Origin of the sequence: Actinoplanes sichuanensis, assembly GCF_033097365.1 — a bacterium.
GTDB classification, from domain to species: domain Bacteria; phylum Actinomycetota; class Actinomycetes; order Mycobacteriales; family Micromonosporaceae; genus Actinoplanes; species Actinoplanes sichuanensis.
Map to the genome: position 1 here is coordinate 10232747 of NZ_AP028461.1, position 15682 is coordinate 10248428.

Sequence of the window (15682 nt, forward strand, 5' to 3'; positions counted from 1 at the left end):
TGCGGGTGATCAGGTGAACGGCTGACGGCCACCCCTCGGATGGGGGTGGCCGTCCCGGTGTCTCAGATCCGGCCCGCGCCGGGTCCGGCGGTGGCGACCCAACTCGTCGGGGCGGTGAAACCCCGCTCCTGGTAGGCGGCCGCGACAGCGGCCGCGGTCGCATCGGCCCGGTCGGTGTTTACGAGGGCGAGCACACAACCGCCGAAACCGCCGCCGGTCATCCGGGCGCCGTACGCTCCCGCGTCCAGCGAAGCCTGTACGGCCACGTCGACCTGGTCCACGGTGATCTCGAAATCGTCGCGCATGGACTCGTGCGACGCGGTCAGCAGCGGCCCGATCTCCCGGACCCGGCCGGAACGCAGCAGCGACACGGTGTCCAGCACCCGCTGGTTCTCGGTGACGATGTGCCGGGCACGGCGGCGCAGCACGTCGTCGTCGAGCCGCTCCAGCGCCTGTGGCAGCTCGGCGGTGGAGACGTCACGCAGCGCCGGCACACCCAGCGCGGTGGCCGCCGCCTCACAGCTCTTGCGCCGCTCGCCGTACTCACCGTCGACGTGCTGGTGCGGCGCGTTGCTGTTGATCACCAGGATGGCCAGGCCCTCGCCGGTCAGGTCGAACGGGATCTGCTCGACCTGGTAGGACCGGCAGTCCAGGAACAGCGCATACCCTTCCCGGCAGCGGATCGACGCGGACTGGTCGAGGATCCCGGTCGGCGCGCCCACATACACGTTCTCGGCTCGCTGCGCGATCGCCGGCCGCCGTTCCGGCGGCACATCCAGACCGCCGAGGTCGATCAGGGCGGTGAGCACGGCCGACTCCAGCGCGGCCGACGACGACAGACCCGAGCCGAGGGGTACGTCGGACGCGAGCGCGATCCGTGCCGGCGGAACCTCGAATCCCGCGTCCTGCAGGGCCCAGACGATACCGGCGACGTACGCGCCCCAGCCCGTCACGTCACCCGGATCGGTGACCCCGAAGACGACGGGTTCCGGAGCCAGCGTCGAGCAGACCGACCAGCGGCCGTCGGTGGCCGGACCGGCCGCCGCGACGGTCCGCTGCGGCAGCGCGAAGGGCAGCACGAACCCGTCGTTGTAGTCGGTGTGCTCGCCGATCAGGTTGACCCGTCCGGGCGCCGCCCACAGCCCGGCCGGCTCAGTCCCGTACGCCTCGAGGAAGGTTTTTCTCGCGGTTTCGCTGACGCTGCTCATGCGACGTGCTTCCGGTAGAAGGTCCACGCGTCGCCGATCATGTCCTGCAGGGTGTTCTTCTGCGGGGTCCAGCCGAGCTCGTCGCGGGCCCGGTCGGAGGAGGCGACCAGGGTGGCCGGGTCGCCGTCGCGGCGGGCGGCCACCTCCACCGGGATCTCGGCGCCGGTGACCTCGCGGGCCGCCTCGACCACCTGCCGGTTGGAGAAGCCGTTGCCGTTGCCCAGGTTGTAGATGCGGTGCTCGCCGGGAACCGTCGCACCCAAGGCCAGCAGGTGTGCCCGGGCCAGGTCCGCCACGTGGATGTAGTCGCGCACGCAGGTGCCGTCCACGGTCGGGTAGTCGTCACCGAAGAGTTGAAGTTTCTCCCGCTTGCCGGCGGCCACCTGAAGAGTGATCGGGATCAGGTGCGTCTCCGGGTCGTGCCGCTCGCCGATCTCGTGGCCCTCGGCGATGTAGGCGCCCGCCACGTTGAAGTAGCGCAGCGACACGGCGGCCAGCCTGTGCGCGAACGCCTCCGACGTCAGCGCCAGGTCGAAGGTGAGCTTCGTCGACCCGTACGTGCTGGTCGGGGCTTTGATCGCGGACTCGGTGATGGGCAACTCGACCGGGTTGCCGTAGACCGCGGCGGTGGACGAGAAGATGACACGCGGTACCTTCGCGGCGCGGATCGCGTCGAGGAGGGCCAGCGACTTCACCACGTTCTCATGCCAGTACAGCTCCGGTGCGACCATCGACTCGCCGGCCGCGATCAGACCGGCGAAGTGCAGCACCGCGTCGAAGCCGGCGTCCGGGGTGAGCACCTGCGCGGCGTCGGCGATGTCGGCCTGCACGAAGGTGGCGTCCGGGGCGACCGCCTCCCGGAACCCGGTGCGCAGACTGTCGAGTACGACCACCTCGTGGCCCGCGTCCAGCAGTAGCCTGCTGGTCACGCTGCCGACATAACCGGCGCCGCCGGTGACGAGCAATTTCACGACTGAGGCCCCTTCTCTGGTGCGGACGATCCTAGAATTCCCCATAAACGATCAAAGGTCAACAGGTTCGAACATCGGCGCGACCGGGCAGGGGATTCGCGGATCCCGGGCCGGGGCTGACACAATGGCGGCCATGTCCGACGTTGCCCGCCGCCCGCGAGTGCTCTCCGGCATCCAGCCGACCGCCGATTCCTTCCACCTCGGCAACTACCTGGGCGCGGTGCGCAACTGGGTGTCGATGCAGGACACGCACGACGCGTTCTACTGCGTGGTCGACCTGCACGCCATCACCATGGGACACGATCCGGCGACCCTGCGGAACCGAAGCCGGATTTCCGCGGCCCAGCTGCTCGCCGTCGGGCTCGACCCGGAGCGTTGCACCCTGTTCATCCAGTCCCACGTGCCCGAGCACGCACAGCTCGGCTGGGTGCTCAGCTGCATCACCGGCTTCGGTGAGGCCGGCCGGATGGTCCAGTTCAAGGACAAGTCGGCCAAGGCCGGGCAGGACAGCACCACCGTCGGCCTGTTCAGCTACCCGATCCTGCAGGCCGCCGACATCCTGCTCTACCAGGCCGACCAGGTCCCGGTCGGTGAGGACCAGCGGCAGCACCTCGAGCTGACCCGTGACCTGGCGCAGCGGTTCAACACCCGGTTCGGCAAGACGTTCAACATGCCTTCGCCGTACATCGTCAAGGACACCGCGAAGATCTACGACCTGCAGGACCCGTCGATCAAGATGTCGAAGTCGGCCTCCTCGCCGAACGGCATCGTCGAGCTGCTCGAAGACCCGGCCCGCTCGGCCAAGAAGATCAAGTCGGCGGTCACCGACACCGGCCGGGAGATCCTCTACGACGAGGAGAACAAGCCGGGCGTCAGCAACCTGCTGACCATCTACGCGGCACTCACCAACCGGGCCATCGACGAGCTGCTCGAGGCCTATGACGGGCGTGGCTACGGCGACCTCAAGAAGGACCTGGCCGAGGTGCTCGTCGACTTCGTCAAGCCGATCCAGGAGCGGACCAAGCTGTACCTCGACGACCCGGCCCAGCTCGACAAGGTGCTCGCGGTCGGCGCCGAGAAAGCGCGTGCCGTGTCCGCCACGACCCTCGCCCGGGCGTACCGGAACGTGGGTTTCCTCAGCCCCGCGCGCGAAGCCTGAGCAGGCATGACCCAGCCCGGTATCACCCGTATCGGCGTCGCCGTAGACATCCCGGAGCCCTGGGGCTCGGCGCTGACCCGTCGGCGCGCCGAGGCGGGTGACCCGCAGGCCGCCTGGACGCCCGCGCACGTCACCCTCCTCGGGCCCACCGAGGTGGCCGCCGACGCGCTGCCGGCGATCGAGAAGCATCTCGAGGACATTGCGTCGGCCCAGCAGCCGTTCACCGTCCACCTTCGGGGGACCGGCACGTTCCGGCCGATCACCGAGGTGGTGTTCGTGACGCTGGCCCAGGGGATCAGCGAGTGCGAGCTGCTGGCCGAGGCGATCACCCGCTCCGACGACATCAACCGGGACACCCGGTTTCCGTACCATCCGCATGTGACCGTGGCCCAGGATGTGCCGGCGGCCGCGCTGGACGCGGTCTTCGAGGACCTGGCCGGCTTCTCGGCCATCTTCGAGGTCTCCGCGTTCACCCTGTTCTCCCACGGCGGCGAGGGACCCTGGCGGCCACGCCGAGACTTCCCACTCGGAAGCTGAAGTGTCCGATACGGTCGGCCGGTGAATCCGATCGACCGGGCCCTCGACGCCACCACAGCCCGGATTCTGGCGGTCCGCTACCAGTCGCCGTACTTCGACCACTTCTGCCGGGCCATCCTGCGCTACGAGAGCGTCCAGGGTGGCCGGTTGGCCGCGGCCATCGCCTACTACGGTTTCTTCGCGGTCTTCGCGCTCCTGCTGATCGGATACTCGGTCTTCGGCTGGCTGCTCACCGCCAACGTGGAACTGCTCGACCTGGTCCGCGACTTCCTCCACCAGAACCTGCCGTTCCTCGACATCCAGGCCATTCTGGAGAGTAAGGGCAGCGTCGGCATCGTCGGCCTGATCGGTCTCACCTTCACCGGCATCGGCTGGGTCGAGGCGATCCGGTCGTCGCAGCGGCTGATCTGGCGGGTGCGCGAGCAACCCGGCTACATCGGCGTCCGCCAGGCCGTCGACCTGATGGTCCTGATCGGGCTGCTGCTCCTGCTGGCCCTCTCCCAACTCGCCGTCTACGGCCTGGAGCGGTTCCTGCACTGGATGGCCGGCGGCGGTTTCGCGACCACCCTGTCGGTGGTGAGCTGGGTGCTCACCCTGGCGGTCAACATGCTGCTGGCCGCGGCCCTGCTGGCGGCCGTACCCCGACTGCGGATGACGGCCCGTCGGATGGCACCGCCGGTGCTGCAGGTCGGCATCGGCATCATGCTGCTCAACACGGTCGGCAAGTCGTTCGTCGGGCTGGTCGAGCGCAACCCGGCGTACGGGCTGGTCGGTTCGGCCGTCGGCGCGCTGGTCTACCTCTACGTCTTCAACCAGCTGCTGCTGTTCGGCGCGAGCTGGGCGGCGACCAGCCCACACGGCCGGGTGGTCGATCTGTCGGCCGACGACAAGACCGCCCCCGTGGGGCAAAACCTCTGGATCCGGCACGACCGCCCGCGATGATGGGCCGATGGGCACCCTCGTGACGCTGCACCTGCCACCCGGATCGCCGATCGCCGAGCAGCCGTGGGTCATCACCTTCGGATCACTCGACGAGACGGAGGACTGGGAGCCGATCGTCTGCGGGCCGTACGAACATCAGCACGCGCTGGCGCTGGCCCGGGCCGTGGTGATCGACGACGACCTGATGGCCGTGGTCGAGCCGATGCTGGCCCTGGCCGGGGTGGAGGCGATCCGCCGCGAGATCGATCTGGCCCGGGACGCGCCGGACGAACAGGACGACTTCGAGCCGCTGGTGGCTCAGGAGTATCAGGGGGAGCCACCGGAGCCGGCCGAGGTGCTGGCCGGCTGGCGCCGGATAGCCGGCAGGCTGACCGCCTGAGCGCACTGGGATACTGGCCCCGTGGTGATCAACAAGCGCTGGGCGGCGTTCCTGATCGGTGTCGGTGTCTGGACCTGGGTCATCTGGCCCCGGTTCGGGGTGGCGATCTGGAAGGACGACCGCTCCTTCGACGGCTCGACACCGACCGCGTTCCTGTGGGTGCACGCCGTCCTGATCATCGCGTCACTCGCCATCGGGACGACCGTCGGTGTGCTCGGCGTCCGGGCATGGCGCAGCGCTGAACGTTAACTCAGTGTTTCGCGTCACGGGCGCAATTCCCTCCTGAACCAGCCGAAAGCGACGCGCCACCACCAGGGTGATTGCGGCGGTATAACGGTGCGCCAACAGTCCGTACCGATGTCCGGTCTCGGTCCTGGCCCGGGGATACGCTCCCGACCTGAGATTCACCCGAGTAACAGGACCTCGGTGTGCAGCGGAAGGAGGGCGTCTTGCGCCCAGTACGTGGGAAGCGGATCGTGGCGATTCTCGCGGCAGGTGGGCTGACGCTCGCTGCCGCCGCATGTGGTGAGGCGCCGACGGAGACCACTCCCGGCTCCGGCTCCAGCAGCGCTGCCGCCGCCGCTTACAAGGCCTGCATGGTCACCGACCTCGGTGGCATCGACGACAAGTCGTTCAATGCGTCGGCCTGGGCCGGCCTGCAGGCCGCCCAGAAGGAAGCCGGCAACGTAGACCCGAAGTACGTGGCGTCCTCCTCCGAGGCCGACTACGAGCCCGGCCTGCGTGGTTACGTCTCGCAGGGCTGCAACTTCATCCTCGCGGTCGGCGGCCTGATGGGCGACGTGACCACCAAGGTCGCCAAGGAGAGCGCGAGCTCGCAGTTCGGCATCGTCGACAGCGTCAGCGGCAACTCCAACGTCTACCCGATGCAGTTCGCGACCCACCAGGCGGCGTTCCTCGCCGGCTACCTGGCCGCGGGCTACTCGAAGTCGGGCAAGGTCGCGACCTACGGCGGTCTGAAGATCGCCCCCGTGACCATCTTCATGGACGGTTTCGCCGACGGCGTCGCGCACTACAACACCGTCAAGGGCAAGAACGTCCAGGTCCTCGGCTGGGACAAGAAGGCTCAGAACGGCAACTTCGCCGAGAGCTTCATCGACCAGAACAAGGGCAAGAGCATCACCCAGACCCTGGTCGGCCAGGGCGCCGACGTGATCATGCCGGTCGCCGGTGGCACCGGTCTGGGCACCGCCCAGGTCGCCAAGGACTCCGGCGGCAAGGTCTCGGTCATCTGGGTCGACCAGGACGGTTGCAAGAGCGCCTCGCAGTACTGCGACGTGTTCCTGAGCACCGTGGTCAAGAACATCGAGGAAGCGGTCAAGGAGGCCGTGGTCAAGGGCGCCAAGGGCGAGGCCCTCGCGGCGGCCCCGGGCTACGTCGGTGACCTGGCGAACGACGGCGTCTCGCTCGCCCCGTTCAACCAGTTCGACAGCAAGGTCGACGCCGCTCTCAAGACCGAGCTCGAGACCCTGAAGGCCGACATCATCGGCGGCAAGGTCAAGGTCGAGTCGGTCAGCGCGCCGAAGTGACCCTCGGGTAGGTAACATCTGGCCGCCGCCCGGCCGCGGGAAACCTCCCGCAGCCGAGCGGCGGCTCGCATTCCACCGTCCACCAGGCTTAGCACCCGACGTCGGGAGATTCCGCTGAAACTGGAACTGCGCGGCATCACCAAGCGCTTCGGCGACCTGGTGGCCAACGACCACATCGACATCACCGTCGAACCCGGCGAGGTGCACGCCCTGTTGGGGGAGAACGGCGCCGGCAAGTCGACGCTGATGAACCAGCTGTACGGCCTGCTCCAGCCGGACGAGGGCCAGATCCTCGTCAACGACGAGCCCCGCGTCTTCAAGAGCCCCCGCGACGCGATCTCCGCCGGCATCGGCATGGTCCACCAGCACTTCATGCTGGTGCCCGTCTTCACCGTGGCGGAGAACATCGCGCTCGGCGCCGAGGAGACCCGCGGCGGCCCGCTCGGCTGGCTCGACCGCCGGCGATCCCGCCGGGACGTCATCGACACCTCGAAGAAGTACGGCCTGCCGGTCGACCCGGACGCCCTGGTCGAGGACCTACCGGTCGGCGCACAGCAGCGCGTCGAGATCGTGAAGGCCCTGACCCGCGAGGTCGACCTGCTGATCCTGGACGAGCCGACCGCCGTGCTCACCCCGCAGGAGACCGAGGAACTGCTCACCGTCATGCGGTCGCTGACCGCGATGGGCAAGTCGATCGTCTTCATCACCCACAAGCTCAAAGAGGTCAAGGCGATCGCCGACCGGATCACCGTGGTCCGCCGCGGGCAGATCGTCGGCACCGCGACCCCGGACACCACCGAGGAGGAGCTGGCCGCCCTGATGGTCGGCCGAGCGGTCAGCCTCGAGGTGGACAAGACGCCGGCCGAGCCGGGCCGCAGCGTTCTCAAGATCTCCGGCCTGGTGGCCGACGACGACCGGGGCGTGCGCGCGGTCGACGGCGTCGACCTGGAGGTCCGCGCCGGTGAGGTGCTGGGCATCGCGGGCGTGCAGGGCAACGGCCAGACCGAACTCGTCGAGGCCGTGATGGGCCTGCGTGACGTCCGGGCCGGCTCGATCCACCTCGAGGACGACGACCTGGTCGGGATGAGCACCAAGAAGGTGCTGCGAGCCGGTGTCGGCTACATCCCCGAGGACCGCAGCCACGACGGTGTCGTCAAGGAGTTCTCGGTCGCGGAGAACCTCGTCCTCGACATGTACGACCGCAGCCCGTACGGCAACGCCTTCAGCCTCGACCTGAGCAAGGTCGACGGCAACGCCAAGGAGCGGATCGAGCAGTTCGACATCCGCTGCCAGTCACCGGCCACCCCGGTCGGCACTCTGTCCGGTGGCAACCAGCAGAAGGTCGTGGTGGCCCGGGAGATGTCCCGTCCCCTGCGCCTGTTCATCGCCTCGCAGCCGACCCGTGGTGTGGACGTCGGCTCGATCGAGTTCATCCACAACCGGATCATCCACGAGCGTGACCAGGGCACCGCGGTGCTGGTGGTCTCCAGCGAACTGGACGAGGTGGTCGGCCTCGCGGACCGGATCGCGGTGATGTACCGCGGCCGGGTACTGGCCATCGTCTCGCCCGACACGCCACGCGAGGAGATCGGTCTGCTCATGGCCGGCATCACCGGCGCCACGCCGGAGGGGGAGAAGTGACCGGGTTCCTGCGGAGACTCTGGTCCGCGAACAACGTCCTGCTGACCACCCTGTCGATGGTTCTGGCCGTGCTCATCGGCGCGGTTCTCATCGTCGTCTCGGATGCGGACGTGCTGGCCAAATTCGGCTACTTCACCGCCCGTCCGAGTGACGCGCTGGACGCCAGTTGGGTGTTGATCAGCACGGCGTACGGCGATCTGCTGAAGGGCGCCCTCGGCGACCCGCAGGTGTTCTCGGCCTGGTTCGCCGGCACCGCCACCTGGCAGCAGGCGTTCACGCCGCTGTCGGAGACCCTGACCTACGCCGCACCGCTGGTCTTCACCGGCCTGTCGGTCGCGCTGGCCTTCCGTGGCGGCCTGTTCAACATCGGCGCCCAGGGCCAGGCCGTGCTCGGCTGCATCGCGGCGGGCGTGGCCGGTTTCACGTTCGGCCTGCCGATCGTGCTGAACCTGATCGTCGCGATCGTCGCCGGCATCCTCGGCGGCGCGCTGTGGGGCTTCATCCCGGGCTTCCTCAAGGCCCGGACCGGGGCGCACGAGGTGATCACCACGATCATGCTCAACTACACGGCCGGTCTCTTCCTGTCCTGGCTGGTCATCCAGAAGGGCATCCAGGCGCCGGGCCGGACCGACGCGATCAGCAAGGCGGTCGCCGACTCGGCGATGCTGCCGTCGCCCGGCGGTGTGCTCCGCGTGCACTTCGGCATCATCCTCGCCGTGCTGGTCACGGTCGGGGTCGCGTGGCTGCTGAACCGGTCGGCGTTCGGCTTCGAGCTGCGCGCGGTGGGTTCCAACCCGCACGCGGCGAAGACCGCCGGCATCAGCGTCAGCAGGACGTACGTGCTGCTCATGGCGATCGCCGGTGGCCTGGCCGGTCTCGGCGGCGCCACCCAGGTGCTCGGCACCGCGCACGCGTTGACCCCGTCGGTGGCCGGCAACATCGGCTTCGACGGCCTGCTGGTCGCCCTGCTGGGTCGCAACCGTCCGTGGAGCACCTTCTTCGCCGCGCTGCTGTTCGGTGCCCTGCGGGCCGGCGGCAACCGGATGCAGTCCTTCTCCGGTATCTCGCTGGAGCTGGTGACCGTGCTGCAGGCGCTCATCGTCATCTTCATCGCCGCCCCCGCTCTGGTGAAGGCGATCTTCCGACTGCGTGCCGCCCGTGCTGCCGGGCTCGGCGCCTCCCTGGCGAAGGGCTGAGGACATGTCGACCGCGACTGTGCAGGAGCCGACCGAGGTCGCCGCGCCGGAGCCGTTCTGGACCCGGCAGCGCCGCCTCGGCCTGGCCCTCATCCTGATCGGCGGCCTGGCCGCCGGGGTGTTCGGTGCGCTGGCGCCGAGCGAGACCGCCCGGTTCACGCTGAGCGAGGACGCCGAGGGCGCCGCACTCTCCATCAACGGCCAGTTCGGCGCGGTGCTCTTCGGCCTGATGACCGTGGCCGCCGGTGGTGTGCTCTTCGCCGGGCTGCTCAAGCGATGGTCCAACGCGCTGCTCAGCGTGGGCATCCTGACCTTCGTGCTGTCCTTCCTGTGCTGGCAGGTGGCAGGCGAGTTCATGCCGCTGGTGGACACCACCGACGGCACGCTGCAACTGGCGCTGCCGCTGATCCTGGGGGCGCTCGCCGGTGTGCTGGGTGAGCGATCCGGTGTGGTGAACGTGGCGATCGAGGGCCAGTTCCTGATGGGCGCCTTCGGCGGGGCACTGATCGGCACCATGGCCGGCAGCGTCTGGGCCGGTCTGATCAGCGCCGCGATCGGTGGCGTGATCATCGCCGCGATCCTGGCCGTGCTCTCGATCCGCTACCTGGTCGACCAGACGGTCGTCGGCATGGTGCTGAACCTGTTCGCGCTCGGCATCACCGGCTTCCTCTACGAGCGGCTGATGCAACCCGACGCCCAGACCTACAACACGCCGCCGCAGATGCCCGAGTGGCGGATCCCCGGCCTGGCCGACATCCCGGTCATCGGCCCGGTGCTGTTCGAGGCGAACCTGCTGGTCTGGATCGCGCTCGCGCTGGTCGTGGTGATCCACTTCGGGCTCAACCGGACCCGGTGGGGCCTGCGGACCCGGGCGGTCGGCGAGCACCCGACCGCCGCCGACACGGTCGGCATCCGGGTACGCGGGCTGCGCTACCTGAACGTCCTGCTCGGTGGTGTGGTCGCGGGTCTCGGCGGCGCCTACTTCACGCTGGTGGCGACCGGCAGCTTCACCAAGAACATGACCGCCGGCGCCGGCTTCATCGCCCTGGCCGCGCTCATCTTCGGCCGGTTCACCCCGGTCGGCGCGTTCGGTGCGGCGCTGTTCTTCGGCTTCGCTCAGAAGCTGGCGACCTACCTGGGCGCGATCGACAGCCCGGTGCCGAGCCAGTTCCTGAACATGCTGCCCTACCTGGCGACGCTGATCGCGGTGGCGGGACTGGTCGGCCGGGTCCGTGCCCCGGCGGCGGACGGTGTGCCGTACATCAAGGGTTAAGGATTTGAAACAGGGCGGCAGCCCGGGGTTTCCGCCCTGTTTCATGATCATTTACTGGTTCCGGGTACCGGTGCCGCGGTGAAAACCCTCTCGCCCGTACGGCAGAATCGGCGTCATGGAGATCGACTGGGCGGCCCTGCGAGCTGCCGCCATCGAGACGATGCGGCGGGCGTACGCGCCGGTTTCGGACTTCCCGGTCGGCGTCGCCGGCCTGGTCGACGACGGCCGGATGGTGGTCGGCTGCAACGTGGAGAACGCTTCCCTGGGCATGACCCTGTGCGCCGAGTGCGGCCTGGTCAGCTCGCTGCACGCGACGGGCGGCGGCCGGCTGGTGGCGATCTCCTGCGTCGACGCGACGGGCGCCCCGCTGATGCCGTGCGGCCGCTGTCGTCAGCTGCTCTGGGAGCACGGCGGCCCGGAGCTGCTGGTCGAGGCGCTGCCCCGGCCGCTGCGGATGACCGAGCTGCTGCCGCACGCGTTCGGCTACGAGGACATGGAGCGGGTCACCGGTCCGGTCGGCGCCGCCGACGTCCCGGCCGATCTCGCCAAGTGGCGTGGCCGGGGGACGGTCTTCGTGCACCCGGACATCTCCGGTGGCACGACGATCTGGACGGGTTACTGGGAGCGGTCGTCCGGCGAGCCGGGCTCGGCCGAGGAGAAGGGCATCCTGGAGGAGGGGCCGAACCTGCCCACGACGGCCGCCGCGGTGGCCTGGGGTCTGGTCCGTACTCCGCGGGTCGTGGTGGTGGATGCCGAGGGCGGCCTGTCCTGGGCCGGCGAGGGAGAGGCCCCGGAGGGCATCCCGCAGCGTTGGGAAGAGGAAAAGCCGTGAGTGCATTTGCAGCGGTGGACGTGATCCGGGCCAAGCGGGACGGCCACGTGCTCACCGACGCCCAGATCGACTGGGTGGTCGACGCCTACACCAAGGGTGTCGTGGCCGACGAGCAGATGTCGGCGCTCGCCATGGCGATCCTGCTGCGCGGCATGACGCCCGCCGAGATCGCCCGCTGGACCGCGGCGATGATCGCCAGCGGCGAGCGGCTGGATCTCTCCTCGGTGACCCGGCCGACCGCCGACAAACACTCCACCGGCGGTGTCGGCGACAAGATCACCCTGCCGCTGACCCCACTGGTCGCCGCGTGCGGGGTGGCCGTGCCCCAGCTGTCCGGCCGTGGTCTCGGCCACACCGGCGGGACGCTGGACAAGCTGGAGTCGATCGCCGGCTGGCAGGCCCGGATCAGCAACGACCAGTTCAAGAGCCAGCTGCAGGAGATCGGGGCGGTCATCTGCGCGGCCGGCGAGGGCCTGGCGCCCGCCGACCGCAAGCTGTACGCCTTGCGCGACGTCACCGGCACGGTCGAAGCGATTCCGCTGATCGCCAGCTCGATCATGAGCAAGAAGATCGCCGAGGGCACCGGCGCGCTGGTCCTGGATGTGAAGGTGGGCACCGGCGCGTTCATGAAGGATCTGGCGACCGCACAGGAGCTGGCCCGCACCATGGTCCAGCTCGGCAAGGACAGCGGCGTCACCACGGTCGCCCTGCTGACCGACATGAGCACCCCGCTCGGCCTGGCCATCGGCAACGCCAACGAGGTCGCCGAGTCGGTGGAGGTCCTCTCCGGCGGCGGACCGTCCGATGTGGTGGAACTCACCCTGGCGCTGGCCCGGGAGATGCTGGCCGCCGCCGGTGTGGACGCCGACCCGGAGAAGGTGCTGGCCGGCGGGCAGGCGATGGACACCTGGCGGGCGATGATCCGGGCCCAGGGTGGCGACCCGGACGCGCCACTTCCGACCGCCGCGCACACCGAGGAGCTGCGGGCCACCGAGGACGGTGTGGTGACCTCGATCGACGCGTACGGGGTGGGCATCGCCGCCTGGCGTCTCGGTGCCGGTCGCGCCCGCAAGGAGGACCCGGTCAGTTTCGGCGCCGGGGTGCAGCTGCGGGTCCGCCCGGGCGACCGGGTCAAGGCCGGTGACGTGCTGCTGGAACTGCGCGCCGACGACGAGGCACGGATCCCCGCGGCCCGGGCCGACGCCATCGGCGCCATCACCGTCGGGGCCGGACAGCCCACCTCTTCCCCGCTCCTGCTCGACCGCATAGCCTGAGCCGCCATGCAGAAGGCCGCCCCCGACCCCCGCGCGGTCCGCGAGGCAAGTCTCGACGAGCTGGCCCGTCTCGGCCTGCCCCTGCCCCCGCTGGCGTTCCCACTGGTCTGGGAGGCGGGTGACACCGTCGAGCTGCGTCCGACCGCGGAGCTGGAAGCCCGCGCCTCGGTGCTGCACGTCGTCGTCGCCCGCTGCTTCGGCATGCCCACCGAGGCCGCGATGAGCTGGCTGCTCGGCTCACACCTGGTGGAACAGGTCACCCCACCGGAGTGGCAGTTCGTGATCGGTGCGAAAGGCGACCATCGCTCGTTCGTGCTGCACCACGACGCGGTCTTCGCACTGGCGTGGCTGCTCGGCCTGAGCCGGCACCTGGACCCCACGGTGGCGCCCGACGACCGGATGATGGCCCAGATGCCCGATCTGCCGGCGGGGGAGACGTTCACCAGCTGGCGGTCCCGCTCACTGGTCGCGGTCCGGGACCCGATCGAGGCCGCGGTCCTGCTGGACCTCTACTACTGCCTGGACTGGGCATACCAGGAGGCGGAGCAGAGCGGCCGGCCGCTGCCGGGCGAGGTGGACAGCAACGCGATCGGCCAGCGGCGGTGGGCCCTCGAGTGGGCGGTGGTGTTCCAGGGGCCGTACCACGACGCGCCCCCGGAATGGGAGGAAGTCGACCTGTCCGTCTAGCGGAGCGGCCGGTAGACCGCCAGGTCGACGGCCACGGTCACCGTCAGATCCCGGGTGGGCAGGTCGTCCGCCGGCACGTGCCGGGCGCTGGGGGTCATTCCGATCAGCGTCCGGGCCTCGGCGGCGGTCAGCTTCAACTCCCGCCGCAGAGTGATGCTCGACACCTGGGCGAAGTGCTCACCGAGGCTGCCGCTGACCCGGGCCGCCTTGTCCGGGTCGACCTGGATCAGCCCGTGTGCGGTGATCAGCTCGGCCAGGTGATCGGCGGCCGGAGTGACCACCAGCAGCAGCCCGCCGGGTCGGAGCACCCGGCGGAACTCGGCGCCGTTGCGTGGCGCGAAGACGTCGAGGATCACGCTCGCGGCGGCGTCGGCGACCGGCAGCGGCCGCCACAGGTCGGTCAGCACGGCAGCCGCCCGCGGATGCGCCTTCGCCGCCCGCCGCAGCGCCGGCTTGGAGACGTCCAGGCCCAGGCCGACCGCCTCCGGCGCGGCTTCCAGGAACCGGGCCAGGTAATCACCGGTCCCGGTGCCGGCGTCCAGCACGAGCCCCTCGGCCCCATACTCGGCCAGCGCCTCGGCGATGAACGAGTAGTGCCCGGCGGCCAGGAAATCGGCCCGGTCGGCCACCATCTCGGCGCTGTCACCGACGTGCGGCAGCCGTCCGGCGCTCAGGTCGGCGTACCCCTGCCGGGCCATGTCGAAGCTGTGCCGCCGCGGGCAGCGCAGTGCCCGTTCCTGCCGGGCGAGTGGCTCCCGGCACACCGGGCATCGCAGATACGGAATTGCTCCGTCGATCATCGAGCGCTTCCCTCTAGGCTCTTCTGATGGCTGGCATCGAACACTCCGACATCATCAAGGCCCCGAAAGTCCTGCTGCACGACCACCTGGACGGTGGACTGCGGCCGGCCACCATCGTCGAGCTGGCCGAGAAGGTCGGACACCAACTGCCCTCCACTGATCCGGAACGACTCGGCGAGTGGTTCGTCGCCGCCGCCGACTCCGGCTCGCTGGAACGGTACCTGGAGACCTTCGCTCACACCGTCGCGGTGATGCAGACCGAGGAGGGCCTGCACCGGGTCGCCAAGGAGTGCGCCCTCGACCTGGCCGCCGACGGCGTCGTCTACGCCGAGATCAGGTACGCGCCGGAGCAGCACCTGGAACGCGGCCTCACACTGGACCGGGTGGTCGAGGTGGTGCACGCCGGGTTCCGCGAGGGCTGCGCCGAGGCGGCCGCCAACGGCACCCCGATCCGGATCGGCACCCTGCTCACCGCGATGCGGCACGCCGCCCGCTCGCAGGAGATCGCCGAGCTGGCGGTCCGCTACCGGGACAGCGGCGTGGTCGGCTTCGACATCGCCGGCGCCGAGGCGGGCTTCCCGCCCACCCGGCACCTGGACGCCTTCGAGTACCTCCAGCGGGAGAACTTCCACTTCACCATCCACGCCGGCGAGGCCTTCGGCCTGCCGTCGATCTGGCAGGCCATCCAGTGGTGCGGCGCGGACCGGCTGGGCCATGGGGTACGGCTGGTCGACGACATCACGGTCACCGCGGACGGGCCGAGCGCCCCGTCACCGACCGGGGGCACCCACTCGGCACCGCCGGTGCTGGGCCGTCTCGCCGCCTACGTCCGGGACAAGCGGATCCCCCTCGAGCTGTGCCCGTCGTCGAACGTGCAGACCGGCGCCGCCCCGTCGATCTCCGAGCACCCGATCAAGCTCCTGCACGATCTGCGGTTCCGGGTCACGGTCAACACCGACAACCGGCTGATGAGCGGTACGTCGATGTCCCGGGAGCTGACTCTGCTGTCGGAGGCGTTCGGGTGGGGCTGGCTGGAGTTCCAGTGGCTGACCATCAATGCCATGAAGTCGGCGTTCATCCCGTATGACGAGCGGCTGGCGCTCATCAACGAGGTGATCAAGCCGGCGTACGCCAAGCTGGTCGCCTGAGATCCCGCTATAGCAGGTCAAATCAGGATCAGGACGAACGTACGTCAAAAGAAATCGACCGTCCGCCTCGGGCTCCCCGCCGTTCGGC

16 protein-coding genes are annotated in these 15682 nt (G+C 69.6%); 13 read left to right on the forward strand and 3 right to left on the reverse strand.

All coding sequences use genetic code 11. From position 1 onward, the window contains the following. Window positions 1-62: 62 nt before the first annotated feature. The gene (gene galK / locus Q0Z83_RS47095) at window positions 63-1208 is read right to left on the reverse strand and encodes a galactokinase (protein WP_317790080.1); all 1146 of its coding nucleotides are present in this window, start codon (window positions 1206-1208) and stop codon (window positions 63-65) included. Then, window positions 1205-2179: a UDP-glucose 4-epimerase GalE gene (gene galE / locus Q0Z83_RS47100; RefSeq protein ID WP_317790081.1), complete on the reverse strand. Its 975-nt coding sequence runs from the start codon at window positions 2177-2179 to the stop codon at window positions 1205-1207. The genes galK and galE overlap by 4 nt, the downstream gene beginning before the upstream one ends. Before the next feature lie 133 nt (window positions 2180-2312). Between galE and trpS the strand changes: the two genes are divergently transcribed. The 12 genes from trpS (at window position 2313) to Q0Z83_RS47160 (ending at window position 13646) form a co-directional block, all read left to right on the forward strand. Next, window positions 2313-3338 (forward strand): tryptophan--tRNA ligase, encoded by a 1026-nt coding sequence (trpS, locus tag Q0Z83_RS47105; RefSeq protein WP_317790082.1) that lies wholly within the window; start codon window positions 2313-2315, stop codon window positions 3336-3338. 6 nt (window positions 3339-3344) lie between these two features. Continuing rightward, entirely contained in the window at window positions 3345-3875 is a 531-nt protein-coding gene (locus tag Q0Z83_RS47110; RefSeq protein ID WP_317790083.1) for a 2'-5' RNA ligase family protein, read from the forward strand. A 21-nt stretch (window positions 3876-3896) separates the two neighbouring features. Continuing rightward, the gene (locus tag Q0Z83_RS47115) at window positions 3897-4817 is read left to right on the forward strand and encodes a YihY/virulence factor BrkB family protein (RefSeq protein ID WP_317790084.1); all 921 of its coding nucleotides are present in this window, start codon (window positions 3897-3899) and stop codon (window positions 4815-4817) included. Between the two features lie 7 nt (window positions 4818-4824). After that, window positions 4825-5196 carry a hypothetical protein gene (locus tag Q0Z83_RS47120; RefSeq protein WP_317790085.1) on the forward strand — a complete coding sequence of 124 codons (372 nt, stop codon included), beginning with the start codon at window positions 4825-4827 and terminating at the stop codon, window positions 5194-5196. Between the two features lie 21 nt (window positions 5197-5217). After that, window positions 5218-5445, forward strand: coding sequence for an SCO4848 family membrane protein (locus Q0Z83_RS47125; protein ID WP_317790086.1), 228 nt, complete (start codon window positions 5218-5220; stop codon window positions 5443-5445). A 200-nt stretch (window positions 5446-5645) separates the two neighbouring features. Beyond that, window positions 5646-6743, forward strand: a complete 1098-nt coding sequence (locus Q0Z83_RS47130; RefSeq protein WP_317790087.1) for a BMP family lipoprotein — start codon at window positions 5646-5648, stop codon at window positions 6741-6743. Between the two features lie 159 nt (window positions 6744-6902). Beyond that, the gene (locus Q0Z83_RS47135; protein ID WP_317790088.1) at window positions 6903-8384 is read left to right on the forward strand and encodes an ABC transporter ATP-binding protein; all 1482 of its coding nucleotides are present in this window, start codon (window positions 6903-6905) and stop codon (window positions 8382-8384) included. 56 nt (window positions 8385-8440) lie between these two features. Further along, the gene (locus Q0Z83_RS47140) at window positions 8441-9580 is read left to right on the forward strand and encodes an ABC transporter permease (protein WP_378079179.1); all 1140 of its coding nucleotides are present in this window, start codon (window positions 8441-8443) and stop codon (window positions 9578-9580) included. A gap of 4 nt (window positions 9581-9584) precedes the next feature. Next, entirely contained in the window at window positions 9585-10853 is a 1269-nt protein-coding gene (locus Q0Z83_RS47145) for an ABC transporter permease (protein WP_317790090.1), read from the forward strand. Between the two features lie 115 nt (window positions 10854-10968). Beyond that, on the forward strand, window positions 10969-11685 hold the full coding sequence (locus Q0Z83_RS47150) for a cytidine deaminase (RefSeq protein WP_317790091.1): 717 nt from the start codon (window positions 10969-10971) through the stop codon (window positions 11683-11685). Then, on the forward strand, window positions 11682-12959 hold the full coding sequence (locus Q0Z83_RS47155) for a thymidine phosphorylase (protein ID WP_317790092.1): 1278 nt from the start codon (window positions 11682-11684) through the stop codon (window positions 12957-12959). Before Q0Z83_RS47150 ends, Q0Z83_RS47155 begins: the two co-directional genes overlap by 4 nt. A 6-nt stretch (window positions 12960-12965) precedes the next feature. Continuing rightward, window positions 12966-13646, forward strand: a complete 681-nt coding sequence (locus tag Q0Z83_RS47160) for a DUF4272 domain-containing protein (protein WP_317790093.1) — start codon at window positions 12966-12968, stop codon at window positions 13644-13646. On the opposite strand, the gene Q0Z83_RS47165 is transcribed toward Q0Z83_RS47160, so the two are convergent. Next, window positions 13643-14446 carry a putative RNA methyltransferase gene (locus Q0Z83_RS47165; RefSeq protein WP_317790094.1) on the reverse strand — a complete coding sequence of 268 codons (804 nt, stop codon included), beginning with the start codon at window positions 14444-14446 and terminating at the stop codon, window positions 13643-13645. The genes Q0Z83_RS47160 and Q0Z83_RS47165 overlap by 4 nt on opposite strands. Before the next feature lie 26 nt (window positions 14447-14472). Here Q0Z83_RS47165 and Q0Z83_RS47170 point away from each other — a divergent pair, with 26 nt between their 5' ends. Next, on the forward strand, window positions 14473-15594 hold the full coding sequence (locus tag Q0Z83_RS47170; protein ID WP_317790096.1) for an adenosine deaminase: 1122 nt from the start codon (window positions 14473-14475) through the stop codon (window positions 15592-15594). The last annotated feature ends 88 nt before the right edge of the window (window positions 15595-15682 follow it).